The organism is Aquabacter albus, from assembly GCF_040049275.1.
Lineage (GTDB): Bacteria > Pseudomonadota > Alphaproteobacteria > Rhizobiales > Xanthobacteraceae > Aquabacter.
Window position 1 is genome coordinate 56964 of sequence record NZ_JBDZDT010000006.1, and the last position, 22812, is coordinate 79775.

The 22812-nt window shown below is 65.9% G+C and carries 23 protein-coding genes; 9 read left to right on the top strand and 14 right to left on the bottom strand.

Annotated elements, in window-relative coordinates; all coding sequences use genetic code 11:
* Window positions 1-4: 4 nt before the first annotated feature.
* From ABLE91_RS15890 to ABLE91_RS15910, 5 genes are all read right to left on the bottom strand, one after another.
* Window positions 5-727, bottom strand: a complete 723-nt coding sequence (locus ABLE91_RS15890; RefSeq protein ID WP_348932185.1) for a heme-copper oxidase subunit III family protein — start codon at window positions 725-727, stop codon at window positions 5-7.
* A gap of 10 nt (window positions 728-737) precedes the next feature.
* Window positions 738-1442 (bottom strand): cytochrome c oxidase subunit 3, encoded by a 705-nt coding sequence (locus ABLE91_RS15895; RefSeq protein WP_348932186.1) that lies wholly within the window; start codon window positions 1440-1442, stop codon window positions 738-740.
* Window positions 1439-3232 (bottom strand): cytochrome c oxidase subunit I, encoded by a 1794-nt coding sequence (locus ABLE91_RS15900; RefSeq protein ID WP_348932188.1) that lies wholly within the window; start codon window positions 3230-3232, stop codon window positions 1439-1441. Before ABLE91_RS15900 ends, ABLE91_RS15895 begins: the two co-directional genes overlap by 4 nt.
* 65 nt (window positions 3233-3297) lie before the next feature.
* Window positions 3298-4089: a cytochrome c oxidase subunit II gene (locus ABLE91_RS15905; RefSeq protein WP_348932189.1), complete on the bottom strand. Its 792-nt coding sequence runs from the start codon at window positions 4087-4089 to the stop codon at window positions 3298-3300.
* Between the two features lie 77 nt (window positions 4090-4166).
* The gene (locus ABLE91_RS15910; protein WP_348932190.1) at window positions 4167-5027 is read right to left on the bottom strand and encodes a DUF2189 domain-containing protein; all 861 of its coding nucleotides are present in this window, start codon (window positions 5025-5027) and stop codon (window positions 4167-4169) included.
* Between the two features lie 344 nt (window positions 5028-5371).
* Between ABLE91_RS15910 and ydiK the strand changes: the two genes are divergently transcribed.
* Complete coding sequence (gene ydiK / locus ABLE91_RS15915; protein ID WP_348932192.1) at window positions 5372-6445, top strand: AI-2E family transporter YdiK; 1074 nt, start codon at window positions 5372-5374, stop codon at window positions 6443-6445.
* 18 nt (window positions 6446-6463) lie between these two features.
* Here ydiK and ABLE91_RS15920 read toward each other — a convergent pair whose 3' ends face one another.
* From ABLE91_RS15920 to trxB, 4 genes are all read right to left on the bottom strand, one after another.
* On the bottom strand, window positions 6464-7147 hold the full coding sequence (locus ABLE91_RS15920; protein ID WP_348932193.1) for a M15 family metallopeptidase: 684 nt from the start codon (window positions 7145-7147) through the stop codon (window positions 6464-6466).
* A 39-nt stretch (window positions 7148-7186) separates the two neighbouring features.
* Complete coding sequence (locus tag ABLE91_RS15925) at window positions 7187-7477, bottom strand: hypothetical protein (protein ID WP_348932194.1); 291 nt, start codon at window positions 7475-7477, stop codon at window positions 7187-7189.
* Window positions 7478-7829: 352 nt separating this feature from the next.
* Window positions 7830-8720: a LysR family transcriptional regulator gene (locus tag ABLE91_RS15930; RefSeq protein WP_132033909.1), complete on the bottom strand. Its 891-nt coding sequence runs from the start codon at window positions 8718-8720 to the stop codon at window positions 7830-7832.
* Between the two features lie 84 nt (window positions 8721-8804).
* Window positions 8805-9764, bottom strand: a complete 960-nt coding sequence (gene trxB / locus ABLE91_RS15935) for a thioredoxin-disulfide reductase (protein ID WP_348932195.1) — start codon at window positions 9762-9764, stop codon at window positions 8805-8807.
* 240 nt (window positions 9765-10004) lie between these two features.
* Here trxB and ABLE91_RS15940 point away from each other — a divergent pair, with 240 nt between their 5' ends.
* On the top strand, window positions 10005-10487 hold the full coding sequence (locus ABLE91_RS15940; protein WP_348932197.1) for an Lrp/AsnC family transcriptional regulator: 483 nt from the start codon (window positions 10005-10007) through the stop codon (window positions 10485-10487).
* Window positions 10488-10781: 294 nt separating this feature from the next.
* On the opposite strand, the gene ABLE91_RS15945 is transcribed toward ABLE91_RS15940, so the two are convergent.
* The 4 genes from ABLE91_RS15945 to ABLE91_RS15960 form a co-directional block, all read right to left on the bottom strand.
* Complete coding sequence (locus ABLE91_RS15945; protein ID WP_348932198.1) at window positions 10782-11582, bottom strand: FAD binding domain-containing protein; 801 nt, start codon at window positions 11580-11582, stop codon at window positions 10782-10784.
* A 13-nt stretch (window positions 11583-11595) separates the two neighbouring features.
* Complete coding sequence (locus ABLE91_RS15950) at window positions 11596-13971, bottom strand: xanthine dehydrogenase family protein molybdopterin-binding subunit (protein WP_348932200.1); 2376 nt, start codon at window positions 13969-13971, stop codon at window positions 11596-11598.
* A 51-nt stretch (window positions 13972-14022) separates the two neighbouring features.
* On the bottom strand, window positions 14023-14517 hold the full coding sequence (locus ABLE91_RS15955; RefSeq protein ID WP_348932202.1) for a (2Fe-2S)-binding protein: 495 nt from the start codon (window positions 14515-14517) through the stop codon (window positions 14023-14025).
* Between the two features lie 333 nt (window positions 14518-14850).
* Entirely contained in the window at window positions 14851-15306 is a 456-nt protein-coding gene (locus tag ABLE91_RS15960) for an SRPBCC family protein (protein ID WP_348932203.1), read from the bottom strand.
* 195 nt (window positions 15307-15501) lie between these two features.
* Here ABLE91_RS15960 and ABLE91_RS15965 point away from each other — a divergent pair, with 195 nt between their 5' ends.
* From ABLE91_RS15965 to ABLE91_RS15995, 7 genes are all read left to right on the top strand, one after another.
* A complete protein-coding gene (locus ABLE91_RS15965) occupies window positions 15502-16419 on the top strand; it encodes an ABC transporter permease subunit (RefSeq protein ID WP_348932206.1) in 918 nt (305 codons plus the stop codon).
* Window positions 16419-17849: a high-affinity branched-chain amino acid ABC transporter permease LivM gene (gene livM, locus ABLE91_RS15970; RefSeq protein ID WP_348932208.1), complete on the top strand. Its 1431-nt coding sequence runs from the start codon at window positions 16419-16421 to the stop codon at window positions 17847-17849. The genes ABLE91_RS15965 and livM overlap by 1 nt, the downstream gene beginning before the upstream one ends.
* Window positions 17846-18757 carry an ABC transporter ATP-binding protein gene (locus tag ABLE91_RS15975; protein ID WP_348932210.1) on the top strand — a complete coding sequence of 304 codons (912 nt, stop codon included), beginning with the start codon at window positions 17846-17848 and terminating at the stop codon, window positions 18755-18757. The genes livM and ABLE91_RS15975 overlap by 4 nt, the downstream gene beginning before the upstream one ends.
* Window positions 18758-18765: 8 nt before the next feature.
* Window positions 18766-19476, top strand: coding sequence for an ABC transporter ATP-binding protein (locus ABLE91_RS15980; protein WP_510181957.1), 711 nt, complete (start codon window positions 18766-18768; stop codon window positions 19474-19476).
* Between the two features lie 2 nt (window positions 19477-19478).
* Window positions 19479-19940: a DUF6867 family protein gene (locus tag ABLE91_RS15985; RefSeq protein ID WP_348932987.1), complete on the top strand. Its 462-nt coding sequence runs from the start codon at window positions 19479-19481 to the stop codon at window positions 19938-19940.
* Between the two features lie 110 nt (window positions 19941-20050).
* Window positions 20051-21157, top strand: coding sequence for a branched-chain amino acid ABC transporter substrate-binding protein (locus ABLE91_RS15990; protein WP_348932214.1), 1107 nt, complete (start codon window positions 20051-20053; stop codon window positions 21155-21157).
* A 66-nt stretch (window positions 21158-21223) separates the two neighbouring features.
* The gene (locus ABLE91_RS15995; protein ID WP_348932216.1) at window positions 21224-21844 is read left to right on the top strand and encodes a glutathione S-transferase family protein; all 621 of its coding nucleotides are present in this window, start codon (window positions 21224-21226) and stop codon (window positions 21842-21844) included.
* 149 nt (window positions 21845-21993) lie between these two features.
* Here ABLE91_RS15995 and ABLE91_RS16000 read toward each other — a convergent pair whose 3' ends face one another.
* On the bottom strand, window positions 21994-22725 hold the full coding sequence (locus ABLE91_RS16000; RefSeq protein ID WP_348932217.1) for a cytochrome c biogenesis CcdA family protein: 732 nt from the start codon (window positions 22723-22725) through the stop codon (window positions 21994-21996).
* Window positions 22726-22812 lie beyond the last annotated feature (87 nt).

Consider the following 22812-nt stretch of genomic DNA (forward strand, 5'->3'; position numbering starts at 1 on the left):
GCCGTCACCAGAGGTAGAAGAGCGCGAAGATGAACACCCAGACCAGATCCACGAAGTGCCAGTAGAGGCCCATGATCTCGACCGCCTCGTACCGGCCCTTCCGGCTGGTGAAGAAGCCGCGTCTTTCCGTGTCGAAGTCCCCTCGCCAGACCTTGCGCGCGATGATCAGGAGGAAGATCACGCCGAAAGTCACGTGGGTGCCGTGGAAGCCCGTGATCATGAAGAAGGTGGACCCGAACTGGGCGGCACCCCACGGATTCTCCCAGGGCCGCACGCCCTCCGAGATCAGCTTGGTCCACTCGAATGCCTGCATGCCCACGAAGGTGGCCCCGAGAACGGCGGTCACCAGCATGAGGACGGCGGTCTTCGCGCGGTCGCGGCGGTAGCCGAAGTTCACGGCCATGGCCATGGTGCCGCTGCTGGAGATCAGGATGAAGGTCATGATGGCGATCAGCAGAAGCGGAAACTCCGTGCCCGCAATCTCCAGGGAGAAGACCTCGCTGGGGTTCGGCCAGGGCACGGTCGTGGAGATGCGCGCCGTCATGTAGGAGATCAGGAAGCAGCTGAAGACGAAGGTGTCGCTCAGGAGGAAGATCCACATCATGGCCTTGCCCCACGAGACGTTCTTGAACGCCCGCTGATCGGACGACAGGTCCGCCGCGATGCTGCGCAGGCCGGTCGGCCCGAGGGGCTGGGCTGATGCGCGGGGCAGTGTTGATTCAACCATCCGCTTCTCCTCAGGTGAGCGCCTGACGGCATATTTCAAAGACGTCCCCGGCCCATCCGGTGAGCAGCGCGAACAGGACGAGCCACACCAGAAGCAGGAAGTGCCAGTAGATGGCGCAAAGCTCGACGCCGAGCCGCACCTTGCGGGCATCAAGGGTCCGCTGCGCGTGAGTGATGGTCCGCCCGAGGGCGACGAGGCCGCCCAACACGTGCAGGCCGTGCAGTCCGGTCATCAGATAGAAGAACGAGTTCGCGGGATTGGAGGCGAGAAAATAGCCGTCGGCATACAGCTCCCGCCACGCCAGGAGCTGTCCGGCGAGGAAGGCGGCCGCGAAGATACCTCCGGCAAAAAGGCCGGCCCGGACCTGCCGGATGTCCGCCCGCCGCGCGAACGCCTTCGCCCATTCGAGCGCAAAGCTGGAGGCGATGAGCAGGCCGGTATTGAGCCAGAGCAGCGCCGGCACCGGCAGCGGCCACCAGTCCGCCCCCTGGAGGCGCATGGAATAGGCGCTGATGGACAGGGTGAAGAGCGAACCCGCGACCACCAGGAAGAAGCCGAGGCCAACCTTTGCCGCCAGCGGAGACGGCGCGTCCATGCCGGCGGCATCCCCGATCACGCCCTGTTCGAGCCAGGGCTTGGACGCCAGCCCCTGCCGCCACAGCCACCACGCCCCGAAGGCGCCGGCGAGGCCAAGGAAGACGAGGACGATGGTCATGGCCCGCCTCCCGAGGGGGCCGGCCCTGCGGCCGCAAGGCGGAGCGGCGGCTGGTTCTGCGGGATGAAGTCCTCAGGGTAGCCCGGCACGCTGTAATCATAGGCCCAGCGATAGACCACCGGCAGGTCCTTGCCCCAATTGCCGTGGGGCGGCGGGGTTTCTGGCGTCTGCCATTCGAGCGTCGTGGCGCGCCAGGGATTGCCGCCGGCCTCCCGGCCCTTGAACAGGCTCCAGATGAGGTTGAACACGAAGGTGAATTGCGTCGCCCCCACCACGAGCGCGGTCACGGTAATGAACATGTTGAGCGTATGGGCGGAGGGCGGATAGATGACGCTCTCGCCCATCTCGTAATAGCGCCGCGGCATGCCCAGCAGGCCGAGATAATGCATGGGGAAGAAGATGGCGTAGGCGCCGAGGAAGGTGACCCAGAAGTGGATCTGGCCCAGCGTCACGTTCAGCATCCGGCCGGTGATCTTGGGATACCAGTGATAGATCGCCCCGAAGATGACGAGGACGGGCGCAATCCCCATCACCATGTGGAAATGGGCGACCACGAACATGGTGTCGGACAAGGGAACGTCCACCACCACATTGCCGAGGAAGAGGCCGGTGAGCCCGCCATTCACGAAGGTGACGATGAAGGCGAGGGCGAACAGCATGGGCACGGTGAGATGGATGTCGCCGCGCCAGAGGGTCAGGATCCAGTTATAGACCTTGATGGCGGTGGGAATGGCGATGATGAGCGTGGTGGTGGCGAAGAAGAACCCGAAATAGGGGTTCATGCCGCTCACATACATGTGGTGCGCCCACACCACGAACGAGAGGGCGCCGATGGCCAGGATCGCCCACACCATCATGCGATAGCCGAAGATGTTCCGCCGCGCATGGGTGCTGATGAGGTCGGAGACGATGCCGAAGGCCGGCAGAGCGACGATGTAGACTTCGGGATGCCCGAAGAACCAGAACAGATGCTGGAACAGAAGCGGGCTGCCGCCGCCATATTTGAGATGGGTGCCCATCTCCACGATGGCCGGCATGAAGAAGCTGGTGCCGAGCAGCCGGTCGAACAGCATCATCACCGCGCCCACGAACAAAGCGGGAAAGGCGAACAGCGCCATCACGCTGGCGGTGAAGATGCCCCACACGGTGAGCGGCATGCGCATGAGCGTCATCCCGCGGGTGCGCCCTTGGAGCACCGTCACCACATAGTTCAGCCCGCCCATGGTGAAGCCGATGATGAAGATCATCAGGGAGGCGAGCATCAGCACGATGCCCCATTCCTGCCCAGGCGTGCCGGAGAGCACCGCCTGGGGCGGATAGAGAGTCCAGCCGGCGCCGGTGGGACCACCGGGGGCGAAGAAGCTCGCGAACAGGACCAGGACGGCGAGGAAATACACCCAGAAGCTGAGCATGTTCACATAGGGGAACACCATGTCCCGCGCGCCGACCATCAGCGGGATCAGGTAGTTGCCGAAGCCGCCCAGGAACAAAGCGGTGAGCACATAGACCACCATCATCATGCCGTGCATGGTGATGAACTGGTAATAAGCATTGGCATCGACGAAGGGGATGAGGCCGGGAAACGCGAGCTGCAGCCGCATCAGCCAGGACAGTGCCAGCGCGAAGAGCCCGATGGACAATGCCGTCATGGAATACTGGATGGCGATAACCTTGGCGTCCTGTGCGAAGACATACTTCGTCAGCCAGCTTTTCGGATGGTAGAGTTCCACATCCTCGACTTCGGCCCGCGGGACCGCACCGGGGGTGGCGCCGAACGGAAGATCGACCATCACAAACCTCCCTGCTCCCTTCCTCGGGCCCGCGAGCCCGTGCGCGCCGGATTATTTTTCCGGCGTCATTGCTGCGCCATCACGCGCGTCTGCTGCGCCTCAAGCCAGGCGTGGTAGTCCGTTTCCTCATCGACGATCACCGCACCGCGCATGAAGGGGTGCCCGACGCCGCAGAGTTCGGCACAGAGGATCTCGAAGGTTCCGGTGCGGGTGGGCGTGAGCCAGATATAGGTGATGGAGCCCGGCACCATGTCCATCTTGGCCCGGAACTCCGGCACGTAGAAATCGTGCAAGACGTCGATGGAGCGCAGCAGGATCTTCACCGGTTTTCCCACCGGCAGGTGCAGTTCCGCCCCTTCGATCACCACGTCGTCCCGCCCGTTGGGATCGGTGCGGCTCAGCCCGAGCGTATTGTCGCCGCCGATGCTCTCGACCGAGACTGCGCCGAGCTTCCCGTCCTTGCCCGGCAGGCGGAAGGCCCATTGCCATTGCTGGCCGACCACCTCGATGGTGGCGGCATCGTCAGGAACGGTGACGAACTGCCGCCACACGAACAGGCCCGGTGCCAGCATGGCCGCGACCCCGAGGCCGGTGACGATGGTGAGCGCCCATTCGAGCCGCTTGTTCTCCGGCTCGTACATGGCCTTCTGCCCCTCCCGGTGGCGGAAGCGCAGGACGCAATAGGCCATAAAGAACAGGATGGCGACGAAGACGACGCCGGAAATCCAGAAGGTGATGATGATGGTGTCGTCGATATATTTCCAGTTGGACGCGATCGGCGTCCACCACCACGGACTGAGGAGGTGAAACAGAACCGATCCTGCCGCCACGAGAACGAGAATCACGACGACATACATTGCCTTGATCCTTGCCTTTCAGGTGTTCCCGTTGCGTGGCGATGTCCTAATAGTGGAAACAGGTCTTAGGCTGGCCTTCAGAACACCAGCCTGCGATAGAGATGCCATGTGGCGTGGCCGAGCACCGGCATGACCACGATGAGCCCCACCAGCGCCGGGATGGCCCCGAGCACGAGGCTACCGGCCACGATCAGGCCCCAGGCCAGCATGGGAACCGGATTGACCACGAAGGCGCGGATGGAGGTCCGGATGGCGGTCGACACGCCAACCGGGCGATCGATCAGCAGCGGAAACGATATGGCGCTGATGGCAAGGACCAGCAGCGCGAACAGGAACCCGGCGCCGACCCCGACAAGGATCAGCGTCCATCCCGCGCGCGTCGTGAAGACCTCCTGCGCGAATGTGGCGTATGAAGTCGGCATGGTCAGGCCGAAGGTCGCCACATAGATGGCCATCGCCACCACCAGCCAGACCACGAAGATGGCGGTGAGCAGCAGGCCCAGCTCCAGGATCCGGCCCAGCGCAGGAGACTGGAAGACGCCGAAGGCGTCGAACCAGGTGACGGCCGCGCCCTGCTCGCGCCTGCGGCTCATCTCATATAGGCCCGCGGCAGCGAACGGGCCGATCAGCGCAAAGCCCGACACCAGCGGGAACAGCAGCGGCAGCATGCCCTGGCCCAGCGCGAACCGCGCCAGGAGCAACCCTGCCAGGGGATAGATCAGGCAAATGAAGAGGACGTCCGTGCGGTAGGCTGCGAAATCGGCGAAGCCCTTGGCCACGACGTCTTTCAGATCCGCCACCGTGATGCGCCGGACCAGCGGGCGCGCCACGTTCGCACCCTGCTCCACATGCAGCAGTTCATGGTTGGCCGATCGCACGGCGTGAATCGCCAGCTTGACCTGATCGGCACTCCATTCCACCGGGTTTCGGATCGTCATGTCGGGTCCTCCCGAACGCTTTGTCCGAGAAGTAGCAGCCGCAGGAACCGGCCCCCCGATATGATCCAGTCACGAGCGTGCCGCGACTTTTACTGTGCTTAAGCTATACGCCGATTGCCGCCTATTGTCAGCTGACTTCTCCCTTCCGCAAGTGACGCGGCGCGGAGCCCTAGGCCGTCGGGCGCGGCACATCCGCCTTGTGCTTGACGGCGGGAGGCGAGAAATATGAATGTCGGTGAACTGCAGGCATAGTGTTGCTCGTGCCGGCAGCGATGTTTCCGGCGGTCCACTCCGGGCACATGCTCGAGGTCCCAAGCGAGCAATAACGTTCCTCTGGATTTGATATGGCCGCTCCTCATCCAGATCTCGCCCGGGCCACGCTTTCCGTGCTGTTCATCGCCGGCCTTATCGCCGCGAGCTTCTGGATCCTCCAGCCTTTCCTGCCGGCGATCATCTGGGCCGCGACCCTGGTGGTGGCGACATGGCCGCTGATGATCTGGGTCCAGCGCCACACCGGCAACCGCCGCACCATCGCCGTCCTGGCGATGACGACGATGCTGCTTCTTGTGCTGATCGTGCCGTTCTGGCTTGCCATCAACACCATCATCGCCAACACCGAAGCGATCACCGAACTGGCGCGCGCCGCCCTTTCCCTGCGCATTCCGCCCCCGCCGTCCTGGATGGGGGAGATCCCGCTGGTCGGAGAGAGCATCGTCGACATGTGGGGTCAGTTCACCGCGGCCGGCATCATGGACCTGACGCCGAAGCTCACGCCCTATATCGGGACTTTCACCCAGGGGCTCGCCTCCACCGCCGGCAATATCGGCTGGATGTTCGTGCAGTTCCTGCTCACCACCGCCATCGCCGCCGGCATGTATGCCGCGGGCGAGCAGGCCTCGGCCGCCTCGTTGCGCTTCGGGCGCCGTCTCGGCGGCGAGCGGGGGGAGATGGCGGTCCGCCTTGCCGCCCAGGCCATCCGCGGGGTCGCCCTCGGCGTGGTGGTGACCGCGCTCGCGCAGGGCATGGTGGGCGGTATCGGCCTCGCCGTCGTCGGCGTCCCCTTCGCGCCCGTTCTCACCGCGCTCATGTTCGTCATGTGCCTTATTCAGATCGGCCCCACCCTGGTGCTGATCCCGGCGGTGGGATGGCTGTATTATGCGGGGGAGAACGTCTCGGCCACGGTGCTGCTGGGCTTCACCATCGTCGCGGTCACCATGGACAACGTCCTGCGCCCGATCCTGATACGCGCGGGCGCGGATCTGCCGCTGCTTCTGATCCTCGCCGGCGTCATCGGCGGCCTCATCGCGTTCGGCATCCTCGGCATCTTCCTCGGGCCCACCGTGTTGGCCATCGCCTACACGCTGGTGAATGCCTGGATGGCGGAGGGAGACGAGCCAATCCCTCCCGCGACGCAGTGATGGGCGCCGGCAGTCTCCTCAGCGGATCGGAAAATCGAAATAGGTGTCCGGGAACGGCTCGTTCTTCAAGGTGAAGTGCCACCACTCCTTGTCGAATCCCTTGAAGCCGTTTCGCTCCATCAGCCCGGCGAGCATCCGGCGGTTGGCGCGCTGTTCCGGGGTGACGTCCGGCGCAGAGGGCCAGGAGCGTGGGCCGAACAGGTCGAACGGCGTCCCCATGTCCAGCTGCCGTCCGCTCGCGGCGTTCACCAGCGTGAGATCGAGCGTGGAGCCGCGGGAATGGCCGGAGTGCTCGGCGATATAGCCTTCCGCGAAGAGGTCCCGTTTCTCCACGTCCGGATAATAGGCCAGCTTCGTCTTCTCGTCGGAGAGGTCCGCCGCCCAGCGCGCGAAATGCGCCACCGCGCGCGCCGGCCGGTAGCAATCGAATATGAGCAGGCGCAGCGCATTCCTGGCGGCTTCCTCCGCCACCGCCCGCAGGGCCTGCGCGGCCGGCAAGGTGAGGAAGCAGCGGTGCGCCTCATAGCCGTCGACGCGCGCGCCTACGAAATTGTCGGTGGTGAAATAGCGCACGTCGAACTGCGCATCGGGCACCACCTGCGCCACGTCCACGAAGGCCGAGGGAATCTCGCTGAGAGTAGGCGTCGGGGAAAGGCTCGCCAGCCCCACGGCAAAGGCCGCACCCGCGGTCTGACGGTCCATCCAGATCCCCCCGAAACGATTCGCCGGCGCGGCGCGCCGTCAGCCCATCCAAAGGTCCGACCGGAAAGCGGCGGAGACCTGCAGGGGATCGTGCCGGCCGGGTACGGGATCGTCAACGGGCTCGGGGTCGGGATAGGGATCGCGCCGCGGTTCGCGGGAGGGGTCGCCTTCGGGCGGCGGGGGAAGATCCGGGCCGGGGTCCGGCACGTCATCGGGGTCTTCGACAGGATCCGGCGGCAGCACGGGCGGCTCCGGAGGTCGGGTCGGGTCGGTGCCTGGGAATGGACCGGCAGTCCTCTGCTGCACGAGACGCGACACGCTGCGGGCCATGGTCAATTTCCCCGGATCTGCAATCCAAGGGAACGCCGGAACTACTGCCTTGTTCCCAAGCACAGTTTGCTGCGCCGCGAAAACAGCGGCCCCGCCGAAGTCATCGGCTACGGTGGAGGTGCCGCACAAAAGAAAAATGCCGGACCTCTTGCGAGGCCCGGCAAGTATCGCCGCAGAGCGGCGAACCTTCCAGAGGGGAACAGCTGCTGCACCGCACAAGGTGCAAGCAGTGCAAGGAGAAGATGCCCCCTCTTTGGGCAGAATGCAATGCAAGGTGACCGCATGTCAGGCATGTGCCTGACGCTTAGCTCCTCCGCGCAACCGCGCGGAATTGCTCGGAAATCGTCATATTTCAGTAATTCCAGCGTTGAGCCTTGGAGATCAGGAAGTCTCGGAACACCTGAATTCGGGCCACCGAGCGCATTTCCTGGGCATAGGTGAAATATGCCTCCAGCTGAGGCGTTTCGCGGTCGGTGAAAAGCTGCACCAGCGAGGTGGCGTCGTCGGTGAGATAGTCGGGCAGCGTGCCGATGCCGACACCCCGCTCCACCGCGCGCCGGAGGCCGAGCACGCTGTTCACTTCGAACGCCGGCACGCGCGGGGCGCCGCCGTCGCGGCCCGCATGCTCCAGCCAGTTCAGGCCCTGGAAATAGCTCGGGATCGGCCCGCCCAAGAGCAGGATGCGGTGCTTGTCCAACTCGTCCAGCGTCCGGGGATGGCCATGGCGCTTGATGTAGTCAGCCGAGGCGTAAGCGTGGAAATGCACGGTGAAGAGCTTGCGCTGCACTAGATCCGGCTGCACCGGCTGGCGCATGCGGATGGCAACGTCCGCCTCGCGCATGGCAAGGTCCAGCTCCTCGTCCGTGAGGATGAGCTGGATGCGGATGTCGGGATAAAGCTCCACGAACTCGCCCACCCGCGCGGTCAGCCAATGGGTGCCGAGGCCCATTGTGGTGGTCACCCGCAGTTCGCCATTGGGCTTCTCGCGGCTGTCGGTGAGCTGGGCGCGCGCCGATTCCAGCTTCAGGAACACCTCATGGGCGGTGCGATAGAGCAGCTCGCCCTGCTCGGTGAGGATGAGGCCGCGCGCATGGCGGTGGAACAGGGGAACCTTCAGCTCCTGCTCCAGCGCCGAGACCTGCCGGCTCACGGCGGACTGGGAGAGGCCCAGCGTTTCACCGGCATGGGTGAAGGACCCTGCCTCTGCCGCGACGTGGAAAACCTTAAGTTTATCCCAATCCATTCTGCCCGCCCCCGGAAGGGACGCGCCGCGTGGCGCTCCCGTTTGTTCTCGTTGAACCGGAGCCGGACATCCCGGCCCTGCAAATCACTCCGCCGCCACGGACGTCTCGTTGAGCGCCAGGAAGCGCTCGGCCTCCAAGGCGGCCATGCAGCCGCGCCCGGCGGCAGTGACCGCCTGGCGGTAGATATCGTCCGCGACATCGCCGGCCGCGAACAGGCCCGCGACCGAGGTCGCCGTGGAATCCGGCTCGGTCCAGACATAGCCGTTGGGCTTCAGCCGCACTTGTCCTTCCACCAGGGAGGTGGCCGGAGCGTGGCCGATGGCGACGAAGAAGCCATCGGCCGGAATCAGGGTCTCGATGCCGGTGCGCACGTCGCGCAGCTTCACCCCGGTGACGCGTGTCGGTTCATCGGCGCCCACCACCTCGGCCACTTCCGCGTTCCACACCACATTCACCTTGGGATGGGCGAAGAGGCGGTCCTGCAGGATGCGTTCCGCGCGCAGCTTGTCGCGGCGATGCACCAGGGTGACCTTGGAGGCGAAATTGGTGAGGAAGAGGGCCTCCTCGACGGCGGTATTGCCGCCACCCGCCACCACGACCTGCTTGCCGCGATAGAAGAAGCCATCGCAGGTGGCGCAGGCGGAGACGCCGAAGCCGCGATAGACCTCCTCGGAGGGCAGTTCGAGCCAGCGCGCCTGTGCGCCGGTCGCCAGAATCACGGTGTCGGCGAGATAGACCTCGCCGCTGTCGGTCACCAGCCGGAACGGCCGGTGCGAAGCATCAAGGCTCGACACATGGTCGGTGATGATGCGCGTGCCCACATGGGCGGCCTGGGCGCGCATCTGCTCCATCAGCCAGGGTCCCTGGATGACGTCGGCAAAGCCGGGATAATTCTCGACATCGGTGGTGATGGTGAGCTGGCCGCCGGGCTGGATGCCCTCGAACAACACCGGCTCAAGCATGGCGCGAGCCGCATAGATGGCGGCCGTATATCCGGCCGGACCCGACCCGATGATGACGACCTTGGCATGGTGGGCAGTCATGGAACCCTCAAGACAGATGGCGCATCCGGCGCCTCGGCGCGCATGGGACGGAAGCAGAATTCATACGCCTACCGTAGCGAGCCATGCGCCAATGTAGGGACTGGCGCCCCGTGTCACAAGGCAGCGCGGGCCTCGGAACGGCTTCCGGTGCGGCAATCCCCAATCCTGTGCGAAATAATATTTCGTTGCGCCGTCCACACGCTCCACTAAGGTGCGCTCGCGCGCCTTTCGGAGATTCCCTTGCCCGTTCATCTCGACGCCGTGGACTGGAAAATCCTCACCGAGCTCCAGCGCGACGGGCGGATGACCAATGTGGAGCTCTCCCGCCGCGTCGGCATCTCGGCACCGCCCTGCCTGCGGCGGGTGCGGAACCTGGAGGAGCAGGGCTTCATCCAGGGCTACCGGGCGCTGCTGGATGAGAAGCGGCTTGGCTACGACCTCATGGGTTTTGCCATGGTGCATCTCATCAGCCAGGCGGAAGCGGACCTTTCCGCCTTCCAGGAGCGCATCGACCGCTGGCCGCTGGTACGCAGCGCGTGGATGCTCTCGGGCGATGTGGACTATCTGATGCTGTGCGTGGCGCCGGACCTGCGGACCTTCCAGACCTTCGTGCTGGAAATCACCGCCACGCCGAACGTGCGCAACGTGCGCACGGCGCTGACGCTGAAACAGGCGAAGAACGCCCCCGTGGTGCCGCTGGAAGGGCCGACGCCGGAGGCGTGAGGGGTGGCGGTTCCAAGCCGCTTTCTCTTGTCCTGGACAAGCGACGGCGCAGCCGGAGCGTAGATCCGGGACCCAGCGCAAAAGACCGCCGAAGGCGCTTCACCCCGCCGGCGCCGCCACGCGGCGATGGCGCAAGGGCGCTGATCGCGGGTTGCCGGCTTCGCCGAAGCTTTGCGCTGGGTCCCGGATCGGCGTTCGCGCTACGCGTTCTCTTGTCCAGGACGAGCATCGGCGCCCCAATCCTTGGAAATGCCCGGGACAAGCCCGGGCATGACGATGGTGAGAGCCGAGACCCTACCCCGCCGCCGCTTCCACCGCCCGCTTCGCCATCACCTTGGCGAGCTGCGCCCGGTAGGCCGCATTGCTATGCAGGTCGCTCATGAGGTTGCCCTCATCAAGGGCCACGCCGTCGAGCGCAGCCGGCGTGAAGGAGGAGGCCAGCGCCGCCTCCGCCGCGCTCCAGCGGAAGACACCTTCCTGCCCGACGCCCGTCACCGCCACACGAACGCCGCCCACCGTCCGGGCGACAAACACGCCGGCCATGGCATAGCGCGAGGCGGGGTTGCGGAACTTGCGATAGGCGGCGCGCTCGGGCTTGGGAAATTCCACGCCCAGGATCACCTCGTCCTCACCCAAAGCCGTCTCGAACAGGCCGGTGAAGAAATCCTCGGCCGCGATGCGCCGGGCATTGGTGACGATGGTCGCGCCTAGCGCGAGGGCGGCGGCCGGATAATCGGCCGTGGGGTCGTTATTGGCGAGCGACCCGCCAATGGTGCCCCGGTTCCGCACCGCCGGATCGCCGATCATGGCGGCGAGATCCGCCAAAGCGGGAATCAGGGCGCGAACCACCTCCGAGGTCGCGACGCTTGCGTGCCGCGCCATGGCGCCGATCTTCACCCCCTCCCCCGCCCGCTCGATGGCGGCAAGGCCTGGAATGCGGGAGAGGTCCACCAAAGTGCCCGGCTGGGCGAGGCGCTGCTTCAGCGTGGGCAGAAGCGTCTGGCCGCCGGCCAGGAGCTTGGGCTCCTCCAGGGAGCGCAGGAGCGAGACCGCCTCGTCGATGGCGGAAGGACGCTGATAATCGAAGGCATACATGGGATGTCTCCCCTTATTCCGCGGCGCGGCGCGCGAGACGCGCCTGTGCGATGGCCCAGACCTTGGCCGGCGTCGCCGGCATGGAAATGTCCTGCGTGCCCAGCGCATCGGTGAGCGCGTTGATGACCGCCGGCGGCGAAGCGATGGCCCCCGCCTCTCCGCAGCCCTTCATGCCCAGTGGGTTGGAGGGGCTGCGCGTCTCGGTCATGCCCACCTTGAAGGCCGGCAGGTCCTCTGCGCGCGGCATCTGGTAGTCCATGTAGGAGCCGGTCACGAGCTGGCCGTCAGTGTCGTAGGCGACGTGCTCCATGAGCGCCTGCCCGACCCCTTGGGCGATGCCGCCATGCACCTGCCCCTCCACGATCATGGGATTGATGACGGTGCCGAAATCGTCCACCGCCGTCCAGTTGACGATCTCGGTGACGCCGGTCTCCGGGTCCACTTCCAGCTCGCAAATGTGGCAGCCGGCGGGAAAGGTGAAGTTGGTGGGGTCGTAGAACGCCCCCTCCTTCAGCCCCGGCTCGATCTCCGAGGTCGGGAATTTGTGGGCGACATAGGCGTTGAGCGCCACTTCCGCGAAGGCGAGGCCCCGGTCGGTGCCGGCGACCGTGAAGCGGCCGTCCTTGAACTCGATATCGCCTTCGCTGGCCTCCAGCACGTGGGCGGCGATCTTCTTCGCCTTGGCCTCCACCTTGTCCAGCGCCTTCACGATGGCGGACATGCCCACCGCCCCAGAGCGCGAGCCATAAGTGCCCATGCCGAACTGCACCTTATCGGTGTCGCCATGGATCACATTGACCTGCTCGATAGGGATGCCGAGCCGGGCGGAGACGAGCTGGGCGAAGGTGGTCTCGTGGCCCTGACCGTGGCTGTGGGAGCCGGTGAGCACCTCCACGTTTCCGGTAGGGTTCACCCGCACCTCGGCGCTCTCCCAGAGGCCGACGCCCGCGCCCAGCGAGCCCACCGCCGCGGACGGGGCGATGCCGCAGGCTTCGATATAGGCGGAAAGGCCGATGCCCCGCAGCTTGCCGCGCCGCTCGGCCTCCGCCTTGCGGGCGGGGAAGCCCTTATAGTCGGCGATCTCCAGCGCCTTATCGAGGGAGGCGCCGTAATCGCCGGCATCGTAATTCATGATGACGGGCGTCTGGTGCGGGAAGGCGCCGATTAAATTGCGCCGGCGCATCTCGGCGGGGTCGATGCCCATTTCCCGCGCCGCCTTGTCGACGATACGCTCCACCAGGAAGGTGGCTTCCGGCCGCCCGGCGCCGCGATAGGCATCCACGGGGGAAGTGTTGGTGTAGACCGCATCCACCTCGCAATAGATGGCCGGGATGTCGTACTGGCCCGACAGCAGGGTCGCATAGAGATAAGTCGGCACGCATGAGGCAAAGGTGGAGAGATAGGCCCCCATATTGGCCGCCGTCTTCACCCGGAAACCGAGGATCTTCCCGTCCTTGTCCAAGGCAAGCTGGCCGTGGGTGATGTGGTCGCGGCCATGGGCATCGCAGAGGAAGGCTTCGCCCCGCTCGCAGGTCCATTTCACCGGCCGCCCCACGCGCTTGGAGGCCCACGCGCAGACCGTCTCCTCCGCATAGATGAAGATCTTGGAGCCGAAGCCGCCGCCCACGTCAGGCGCGATCACCCGGAGCTTGTGCTCCGGCGCGAGGCCGACGAAAGCGGACAGGACGAGCCGGGCCACGTGCGGGTTCTGGCTGGTGGTCCAGAGGGTGAAGCTGTCATCGCCCGCATCGTAGTCGCCGATGGCCGCGCGCGGCTCCATGGGATTCGGCGCGAGGCGGTTGTTGACGATGTCGATCTGCGTCACGTGCGCGGCGCGGGTGAAGGCCGCCTCTGTGGCCGCCTTGTCGCCCAGCTCCCACTCGAACACCGTATTGCGCGGCGCCACCTCGTGGAGCTGCGCCGCACCTTGAGCCTGCGCCTGGGCGAGGTCGGAGACGGCGGGCAGCACCTCGTAGTCCACCTCCATCGCAGCAGCTGCGTCCTTCGCCTGGTTCAGGGTCTCGGCGATCACCACCGCCACGTGGTCACCCACATAGCGCACCGTATCCAAGGCCAGCGCGGGATGGGCGCCCGCCTTCATGGGCGAGCCGTCCTTGGAATGGATCATCCAGCCGCAGATGAGGCCGCCAATGCCGTCCTCTGCGAGATCCTTGCCCGTGAGCACCGCCACCACGCCGGGCATGGCCTCGGCCGCCCCGGTGTCGATGGACCGGATCTTCGCGTGGGCATAAGGCGAGCGCAGGAAATAGGCCTGGGCCTGTCCGGGGCGGGAGAGGTCGTCGGTGTAGCGGCCCTTGCCGGTGATGAAGCGGTGGTCTTCCTTGCGCCGGACGGCGGCGCCGATGGGGGTGACGTTGCTGGCGGTCATCGTGTCCTCCCTGAAGGACGAGAAGTCTTTTTGTCGGGAGATGCGGCGGAGCTATTCCGCCGCCGCCTTGACGGGCTGCGCGCCCATGGCATGGGCGCCGGCGGCGACCGCCTTCACGATGTTATGATAGCCGGTACAGCGGCAGAGATTTCCGTCGAGATTCTCGCGGATGGTCTTCTCGTCGAGCTCCGGCCCCAGACGGGCGGCAAGGTCCACCGCCGTCATGATCATGCCGGGCGTGCAGAAGCCGCATTGCAGCCCGTGATGCTCGCGGAAGGCTTCCTGCATGGGGTGGAGCCGGCCACCCTGCGCGAGCCCCTCGATGGTGAGCACGGAAGCGCCGTCTGCCTGCACCGCGAGCATGGTGCAGGACTTCACCGCTTCGCCATCCACATGGACGACGCAGGCGCCGCACTGGCTGGTGTCGCAGCCCACATGGGTGCCGGTGAGGAGCAGTTTTTCGCGGAGAAACTGGACCAGCAGCGTTCTCGGCTCGACATCGGCGGAAACGGATTTGCCGTTCACGGTCATTGAAATCTGCGTCATACGCGACCTCCCTTCGGGCGACGGGGCACGCGAAACCGACGGCTTGGCGCCACTCGGGGCCAGCCGCCTGATTTTCATTTTATCGGTTCCAGTGTGGCGCCGCTGTCGAGGCCCGGTCAAGGCACAGGCGTGTGCGTCTTTCGCCTGAGGAGGTGTGTCGGATACCCGCACAATTCACGAGGGCCGTCATGCCCGGGCTCGACCCGGGCATCTCCGTCGGAACGATCGCGCCAGAATTTCCAAGAGATCCCCGGATCAAGTCCGGGGATGACGCCGAAGGAGAGGCCTCTCGTGCCCGTCATGGCCCGGGCATGGCCGGCATGGTGAGGAGACTCAGCCCGCCGTCTCGGTCATCGCATTGGCAAAATTCTGGAAGAACTCGTCCGCGGTCTTCTTCGCGGTCCCCGCGACGAGGCGCTGGCCGAGCTGGGCGAGCTTGCCGCCGATCTGGGCCTCGGCCGTGTAGGTCAGCGTGGTGCCGGTCTCGGTCTCGGCGAGGTCCACCTTCGCGCCGCCCTTGGCAAAGCCGGCAATGCCGCCATCGCCTTCACCCACGATGCGATAGCTGGCGGGCGGCTCGAGATCCTGAAGGGTGACCTTGCCCTTGAACTTCGCCTTCACGGGGCCGACCTTCGTCACCACCACGGCCTTCAGCTCATTCTCCCCCACAAGCTCCAGTTCCTCGCAGCCGGGAATGCAGCGCTTCAGCATTTCGGGATCGTTGAGCGCCGCCCACACCTTCTCGCGGGGCACGGGCAACTCGTACGAACCGGTCATCTCCAGGGCCATGCCTGTTCTCCTCAAAATCGCGCGGCATCCTGCGCCATGACGGAGGTGCGTGAAACCCCGCGCCTTCGTCCAAAGCAGCAGTGACATCCATTTGTCACCCGTGCCGGCCCGCGCTATGACTCGATCATAGGCGTCGCCCATTCATGAGGCACGGTCAAGCAATAGGCGCTACCAGACAGAGGGGTTTCAGGCCGCATGGATATTTTCCTCCAGCAGCTTATCAACGGCCTGACTCTCGGCTCCATCTACGGCCTCATCGCCATCGGCTATACGATGGTGTTCGGCATCATCGGCATGGTGAACTTCGCCCACGGCGACGTGTTCATGGTGGGCACCTTCACCGCCTTCATCTTCTTCCTGCTGCTCACCACCGTGCTGGGCATCACCTCCATCTTCCTAGTGCTCGCCATTGTGCTGGTGGTGGCCATGGCGTTCACCGGCCTCGTAAGCTGGGCCATCGAGCGGGTGGCCTACAGGCCCTTGCGCGGCTCGTTCCGCCTCGCGCCCATGATCTCCGCCATCGGCATGTCCATCCTGCTCTCCAATTTCGTGCAGGTGGCCCAGGGCCCGCGCAACAAGGCGCTCCCGCCCATCCTGCCGGACGTGCTCGTGGTCTGGGACAGCGGCAGCTATCAGGTGACGCTTGCCTATAAGCAGATCCTCATCATGGTGGTCACCGCCGTGCTGCTCTTCGCCTTCTGGTGGCTGGTGCAGAAGACCCCGCTCGGCCGTGCCCAGCGCGCCTGTGAGCAGGACCGGAAGATGGCCGCGCTCCTGGGCGTGGACGTGGACCGCACCATCTCGCTCACCTTCGTCATCGGCGCGGCGCTCGCGGCGGTGGCCGGCGTCATGTACCTCACCTATTACGGCGTGGTGAATTTCGCCGACGGCTTTGTGCCGGGCGTGAAGGCGTTCACGGCGGCGGTCCTGGGCGGGATCGGCTCGCTGCCCGGCGCCGTGCTGGGCGGGCTGCTCATCGGCCTCATCGAGACCTTCTGGTCCGCCTATTTCTCCATCGAATACAAGGACGTGGCGGCCTTCTCCATCCTCGCCATCACCCTCGTCTTCATGCCGCAGGGCCTCTTGGGCCGGCCCGAAGTGGAGAAGGTGTGATGGCTCCGGCCCCCGGGGCGGCTTCGCCGGCCGGTTCGCTCGCGCCGGCCCTGAAGGATGCGGTGATCAGCGCCGCCATCACAGCGCTGCTGCTGGTGCCGCTGGTGGGCATGCGGGCGACGGAAACCTCCGCCGGGCCGTTGATCCTCACCTATCGCTTCGGCCTTGTGGCCATGTTCGCACTCATCGTCGGCGTGCTGCGGCTGGTGCTGCACCTCACCATCTGGCGTCCCGGCCGGGTGAAGAAGCGCGGGCCGGCCTCCCCGGCAGTCGCTGGCCTCACGGAGGCGGCGGGCTCCGTGCTCAAGCCGGCCTTCTTCGCCGTTCTCATCCTCTATCCGGTAATCGCCGTGCTCGGCAGCGGGGGGCTCGCGCCGAGCCGCTACTGGATCGACCTCGGCATCTACATCCTCACTTATGTGATGCTCGGCTGGGGCCTCAACATCGTGGTCGGCCTCGCCGGGCTCCTCGACCTCGGTTATGTCGCCTTCTACGCCATGGGCGCCTACACCTTCGCCCTCCTCTCCACCTCCGTGCCCATCTCCGACTTCCTGGCCGGGACCCTCGGCGCGGATTTCTGGAGGATGTGGAGCTTCTGGGTCTGCCTGCCGGTCTCCGGGCTGATCGCGGGGCTCTGGGGCGTGATCCTCGGCTTTCCCGTGCTGCGGCTCAGGGGCGACTATCTCGCCATCGTCACCCTCGCGTTCGGCGAGATCATCCGCCTCGTCCTCATCAACTGGGTGGACCTGACGAATGGCGGCGCGGGCATCTCCTCCATCCCGGCCATCACCTTCTTCGGCGTGCCCTTCACCAGCGGGGATGGCGGCTTTGCGAGCCTGTTCGGGCTCACCTTCGACACCATGCACCGCAACATCTTCCTCTATTTCGTCATCCTCGCCCTCGCCGGGATCACGGCGCTCGTCACCATCCGCCTGCGCCGCATGCCGGTGGGGCGCGCCTGGGAGGCATTGCGCGAGGACGAGATCGCCTGCCGCTCGCTTGGCATCAACACGACACTGACCAAGCTCACCGCCTTCGCCATCGGCGCCATGTTCGGCGGCTTCGCGGGCGCCTTCTTCGCGGTGCGCATCCGCTTCGTCTCGCCCGAATCCTTCACCTTCATGGAATCGGCGGTCATCCTCGCCATCGTGGTGTTGGGCGGCATGGGCTCGCAGATTGGGGTCGCGGCATCGGCGGTATTGCTCATCGGCGGCATGGAGATGCTGCGCAACCTCACCTTCCTGAAGCAGCCCTGGCTGCTCGGCCCGGATTTCGACCCGAGCCTCTACCGCATGCTCATCTTCGGCTTCGCCATGGTGGCGGTGATGGCGTGGCGGCCGCGGGGCCTCGTATCCGGCCGGCTCGCCACCATATTCCTGAAGGAGCGAAAGAAGGTGTCCGGAGACCTGGTCCGGGAGGGCCATGGATGAGGTCCTGGGAACGTGATCCTATCCTTGCCGTCGACCGGCTGAGCATGCGTTTCGGCGGCCTCGTCGCCGTGGGCGACGTTTCCTTCCATGTCGGGCGCGGGGAGGTGACGGCGGTCATCGGCCCCAATGGCGCGGGCAAGACCACGGTCTTCAACTGCATCACCGGCTTCTACAAGCCGACCGTGGGGCGCCTCGCGCTCTCCCATGGCGGCGCGCCGACCCACGCGGAGCTGGACGACCTGACCCGCGTGGGCCGCGCCTCCGCGCGCACGGCCGCCGGCGGCCTGTTCCTTCTGGAGCGCCTGCCGGACCACAAGGTGGCCTCCGCGGCCAAGGTCGCCCGCACCTTCCAGAACATCCGCCTGTTCTCGGGCATGACCGTGCTGGAAAACCTCCTGGTGGCCCAGCATATGGGCCTCACCGAGACCGGGCTCCTCTCCCCTTCTGCTCTATTCAACCTGCCGAGCTGGCGGCGCCGCGAGAAGGCGGCGGTGGAGCGGGCGGTGTCGTGGCTGGAGCGCATCCACCTCATCGACCGCGCCGATGATCCCGCAGGCGACCTGCCCTATGGCGACCAGCGGCGGCTGGAGATCGCCCGCGCCATGTGCGCCCAGCCGGTGCTGCTCTGCCTGGACGAGCCGGCCGCCGGGCTCAATCCCCGCGAATCCCATGCGCTCAACGAATTGCTTCTCTCCATCCGCAAGGACTTCTCCACGTCGGTCCTCCTCATCGAGCACGACATGTCGGTGGTGATGGGTATTTCCGACCACGTCATCGTGCTGGAATACGGCCGCAAGATCGCCGACGGCACGCCGGAGGAGGTGCGCACCGACCCGCGCGTCATCGCCGCCTATCTGGGCGTGGACGAGGAAGCGGTGATGGCGGTTGAAGCGGAGGTCGGCGTATGAGCCAACCCATGCTCCGCGTCGAAGGCGTGAAGACCCAGTACGGCAAGATCATCGCTTTGCACGGCGTCGACCTCGACGTGAACGAAGGCGAGATCGTCACCCTCATCGGCGCCAACGGGGCCGGCAAGTCCACGCTGATGATGACCATCTGCGGCGCGCCGCGCGCCAGCGAGGGGCGGATCTCCTTCGAGGGGCAGGACATCACGCAGATGCCGACCCACGACATCATGCGCCTCAAGATCGCCCAGTCCCCCGAGGGCCGGCGCATCTTCCCGCGCATGAGCGTGTTCGAGAATCTGCAGATGGGCGCTGCCATGGACGGCTACGCCCATTTCGCCGAAGACCTGGAGCGCATGTTCGACCTGTTCCCGCGCCTGAAGGAGCGCCTGCACCAGCGCGGCGGCACCCTTTCCGGCGGCGAGCAGCAGATGCTGGCCATCGCCCGTGCCCTCATGAGCCGGCCGCGCCTCCTGCTGCTGGACGAGCCCTCCCTCGGCCTCGCCCCCCTGGTGGTGCGCCAGATCTTCGACGTGATCCGCGACCTCAACGCCACCGAGGGACTGACCGTGTTCCTGGTGGAGCAGAACGCCTATCACGCGCTGAAGCTCGCCCATCGCGGCTACGTGCTGGTGAATGGCGCCATCACCATGGCCGGCACCGGGCGCGCGCTTCTGGAAAGCTCCGAGGTGAAGTCCGCCTATCTGGAAGGGGGCGCGTGACCATGGCCGCCCCGTCCAATCCCGGCCGCATGTCCGCGCCCCTGGTGGTGTTCCCGGCGCTGGCGCTCCTCGCCATCCTGGTGCTGTTCATCGTCCATCCGAAATCGGTGGTGGAGGTCTCCACCGGCGATTTCATGCTGGTCACCCTGTTCCTCGGCGGCGGCGCCGCCTGGCTCACCGGGCGCGCCGTGGCGAAGGGCTGGAGCTCCTATTGGCAGGTGCTGGTCTATTCCGCGCTACTCACCGCGGCGGTGCGCTTCTGCCACTTCGCCCTGTTCCACGGCACCCTCGGTGCCTACGACTATTATCTGCTTGAACTCGTTCTACTTTTTTCCATCGCGAGCCTCGGATTCCGCTCCGTGCGCAAGCAGCAGATGACGCAGCGCTACGACTGGCTGTTCGAGCCGGCCGGCCCGCTCTCCTGGCGCAGCCGCGGCGATGCTGGGGAAGGCACGCCGCATTGATGCGGCGGCCATCGACAGGGTCCTGAAAACAGGCAGAATGTGGCCAGGACACACCTTCACCGGGTAGGGCGGACAGAACAGACCCGCCCGGGCAGACAGAGGAGAACCGGATGAAAAAGCTCTTACTGGCGGGCCTTGCGCTGAGCGCCAGCCTTGCCTTGACGGCGGGGGCGAACGCCCAGGCCACCCTGAAGATGGGCGTGGGCGGCCCCATGACGGGCAACAATGCGGCTTTCGGCGCGCAGCTCAAGACCGGCGCGGAACAGGCGGTCGCGGACATCAATGCCGCCGGCGGCATTAACGGCCAGAAGGTCGAGCTGTTCGTGGGCGACGATGCCTCCAAGCCCGAGCAGGGCAAGGCGGCGGCCAACAAGTTCATCTCCGACGGCGTGAAATACGTGGTCGGGCACTTCAACTCCGGCGTCTCGATCCCGACCTCCATCGACTATGAGGAAGCCGGCGTCCTCCAGATCAGCCCCGCCTCCACCAACCCCACCTTCACCGAGCGCAAGATGTGGAACACGTTCCGCACCTGCGGTCGCGACGACCAGCAGGGCGCGGTGGCGGGCGACTACATCGCCAAGAACTTCAAGGGCAAGAAGGTCGCCATCGTCCATGACAAGACCCCCTACGGGAAGGGCCTTGCGGACGAGACCCAGAAGGCCATGAACCAGGGCGGCGTGAAGGAAGTCATCTACGAGGGCATCAATCCCGGCGACAAGGACTATTCCGCCCTCGTCTCCAAGCTGAAGGCGGCGGGCGTCGACCTCGTCTATTATGGCGGCCTGCACCCTGAAGCCGGCCTCATCGTGCGCCAGATGCGCGACCAGGGCCTCCAGAGCATCCTGTTCTCCGGCGACGGCATCACCGACAAGGAGTTCTGGACCATTGCCGGCCCCGGCGCCGCCGGCACGCTCATGACCTTCGGCCCCGACCCGCGCCGCAACCCCGCCGCCAAGGACGTGGTGGAGAAGTTCAAGGCCAAGGGCGTCGATCCCGAAGGCTACGTCCTTTATTCCTACGCCGCCGTTCAGGTGATGAAGCAGGCCATGGAAGCCACCAAGTCCACCGACCCGAAGAAGCTGGCCGAGTACATGCACTCGGGCGCCACCTTCCAGACGGTTCTTGGGCCGCTCTCCTTCGACAAGAAGGGCGACATCACCAAGAAGGACTATGTGGTCTATGTCTGGAAGGACGGCGCCTACAACGAGATCTGAGCGCCGCGCCGACGTGTTATGAAGCCCGCGCCTCGGCGCGGGCTTTGTATTTGGAGGGACAACAACATGCTCAAGATTTGGGGACGCACCAATTCGGTGAATGTGAAAAAGGTGATGTGGGCGGTGGAGGAGCTCGGGATTCCCTACGAGCGCACCGACGCCGGCGGCGCCTTCGGCCTGGTCAATGACGACGCCTACCGTGCCATGAACCCCAACGGTCTCGTGCCCCTCATCAAGGACGGCGACGTGGTGGTGTGGGAATCCAACGCCATCGTGCGCTACCTCGCCGCCAAGCATGGGGCGGGCACCCTGTGGGCCGACGACCCGGCGGAGCGCGCCATGGGCGACAAATGGATGGACTGGCCCACCTCCAGCCTCGCCGGCCCGTTCCGTGACGTGTTCTGGAACATGGTGCGCATCGCCCCCCAGAACCGGGACAATGCTGCCGTCGAGCACGGCAAGGCCGCCTGCGGCACCCTGTTCTCGCGCGTCGACCGGGCGCTGGCCGACCACCCGTACCTCTCCGGCGACACGTTCCGGATGGGGGACATCCCGCTGGGCTGCTTCGCCTATGGCTGGTTCGAGATGTCCATCGAGCGCCCGAACCTGCCGCATCTCTCCGCCTGGTACGACCGCATCAGCAAGCGCCCGGCCTTCCAGAAGGCGGTGGCCCTGCCGCTGACGTGAGGTGTTTCTATCCCCTCCCCCCTTGCGGGGGAGGGCCAGGGAGGGGGGTGAAACCGCCTCCACCGAGACCAACATCGCCGGGACAAGCGGAAACATACCCCCCTCCCCATCCCTCCCCCGCAAGGGGGGAGGGTGAAAAGGCGCAGGCTTCACCCGATGGTCGACAGCGCCGGGAAGGTCTCCAGCAGCCAGTAGGAGGCGTTGGCGATCCAGCCGGACATGAAGGCGATGCCGGTGAGCACCAGGAGCCCGCCCATCACCTTCTCCATCAAAGGCAGGAAGCGCCGCGCGTGCCGCAGTCCGTTCAGGAACGGCCGCACCGCCAGCGCCGCCAGGAGGAACGGCACGCCGAGCCCGGCCGAATAGACCGCCAGCAGCAGCGCCCCCTTGGTCACCGTCGCCTCCGATCCGGCCACCGCCAGGATGGCGCCCAAAACCGGCCCCAGGCACGGCGTCCAACCGAACGCGAAGGCGAGGCCCATGACGAAGGCGCCCCAGATGCCCGTGGGCGGCGCCACTTCCTTGCGCGCCGTGCGCGACAAGAGGTTGATGCGGAATACGCCGAGAAAGTTCAGCCCCATCACGATGATGGCGATGCCGGCGATGATGGACAGCGCCTCGAGATGGGCACGCAGCACCTCGCCGATGGCCGAGGCCCCTGCCCCCAGCGACACGAACACCACGGTGAAGCCGGCCACAAACAGGAGCGCGCCGGCAAAGGTGCGCGCCGCCACCCGCTCCAGTGGGCGCGCATTGGACAGGTCCTCCAGCGTGGTGCCGCCGATGAAGCACAGATAAGGCGGCACCAGCGGCAGGACGCAGGGTGACAGGAAGCTCGCGAGGCCGGCCAGGAAGGCGGCGGGAAGGGTGACGTCGGCCATTGCCGGCTTCATGGCCTGAGCGGCGCCGCGCGGCAAGCCCGGCAGCCCCGCCCTCCCCCTTATGTGAAGACGGGGCGGACGAGGCCA

Coding starts and splice junctions, on each gene's coding strand:
- ABLE91_RS15890 (WP_348932185.1), bottom strand. CDS start 727: ATGGTTGAATCAACACTGCCCCGCGCATCAGCCCAGCCCCTCGGGCCG.
- ABLE91_RS15895 (WP_348932186.1), bottom strand. CDS start 1,442: ATGACCATCGTCCTCGTCTTCCTTGGCCTCGCCGGCGCCTTCGGGGCG.
- ABLE91_RS15900 (WP_348932188.1), bottom strand. CDS start 3,232: ATGGTCGATCTTCCGTTCGGCGCCACCCCCGGTGCGGTCCCGCGGGCC.
- ABLE91_RS15905 (WP_348932189.1), bottom strand. CDS start 4,089: ATGTATGTCGTCGTGATTCTCGTTCTCGTGGCGGCAGGATCGGTTCTG.
- ABLE91_RS15910 (WP_348932190.1), bottom strand. CDS start 5,027: ATGACGATCCGAAACCCGGTGGAATGGAGTGCCGATCAGGTCAAGCTG.
- ydiK (WP_348932192.1), top strand. CDS start 5,372: ATGGCCGCTCCTCATCCAGATCTCGCCCGGGCCACGCTTTCCGTGCTG.
- ABLE91_RS15920 (WP_348932193.1), bottom strand. CDS start 7,147: ATGGACCGTCAGACCGCGGGTGCGGCCTTTGCCGTGGGGCTGGCGAGC.
- ABLE91_RS15925 (WP_348932194.1), bottom strand. CDS start 7,477: ATGGCCCGCAGCGTGTCGCGTCTCGTGCAGCAGAGGACTGCCGGTCCA.
- ABLE91_RS15930 (WP_132033909.1), bottom strand. CDS start 8,720: ATGGATTGGGATAAACTTAAGGTTTTCCACGTCGCGGCAGAGGCAGGG.
- trxB (WP_348932195.1), bottom strand. CDS start 9,764: ATGACTGCCCACCATGCCAAGGTCGTCATCATCGGGTCGGGTCCGGCC.
- ABLE91_RS15945 (WP_348932198.1), bottom strand. CDS start 11,582: ATGTATGCCTTCGATTATCAGCGTCCTTCCGCCATCGACGAGGCGGTC.
- ABLE91_RS15950 (WP_348932200.1), bottom strand. CDS start 13,971: ATGACCGCCAGCAACGTCACCCCCATCGGCGCCGCCGTCCGGCGCAAG.
- ABLE91_RS15955 (WP_348932202.1), bottom strand. CDS start 14,517: ATGACGCAGATTTCAATGACCGTGAACGGCAAATCCGTTTCCGCCGAT.
- ABLE91_RS15960 (WP_348932203.1), bottom strand. CDS start 15,306: ATGGCCCTGGAGATGACCGGTTCGTACGAGTTGCCCGTGCCCCGCGAG.
- ABLE91_RS15965 (WP_348932206.1), top strand. CDS start 15,502: ATGGATATTTTCCTCCAGCAGCTTATCAACGGCCTGACTCTCGGCTCC.
- livM (WP_348932208.1), top strand. CDS start 16,419: ATGGCTCCGGCCCCCGGGGCGGCTTCGCCGGCCGGTTCGCTCGCGCCG.
- ABLE91_RS15975 (WP_348932210.1), top strand. CDS start 17,846: ATGAGGTCCTGGGAACGTGATCCTATCCTTGCCGTCGACCGGCTGAGC.
- ABLE91_RS15980 (WP_510181957.1), top strand. CDS start 18,766: ATGCTCCGCGTCGAAGGCGTGAAGACCCAGTACGGCAAGATCATCGCT.
- ABLE91_RS15985 (WP_348932987.1), top strand. CDS start 19,479: ATGGCCGCCCCGTCCAATCCCGGCCGCATGTCCGCGCCCCTGGTGGTG.
- ABLE91_RS15990 (WP_348932214.1), top strand. CDS start 20,051: ATGAAAAAGCTCTTACTGGCGGGCCTTGCGCTGAGCGCCAGCCTTGCC.
- ABLE91_RS15995 (WP_348932216.1), top strand. CDS start 21,224: ATGCTCAAGATTTGGGGACGCACCAATTCGGTGAATGTGAAAAAGGTG.
- ABLE91_RS16000 (WP_348932217.1), bottom strand. CDS start 22,725: ATGGCCGACGTCACCCTTCCCGCCGCCTTCCTGGCCGGCCTCGCGAGC.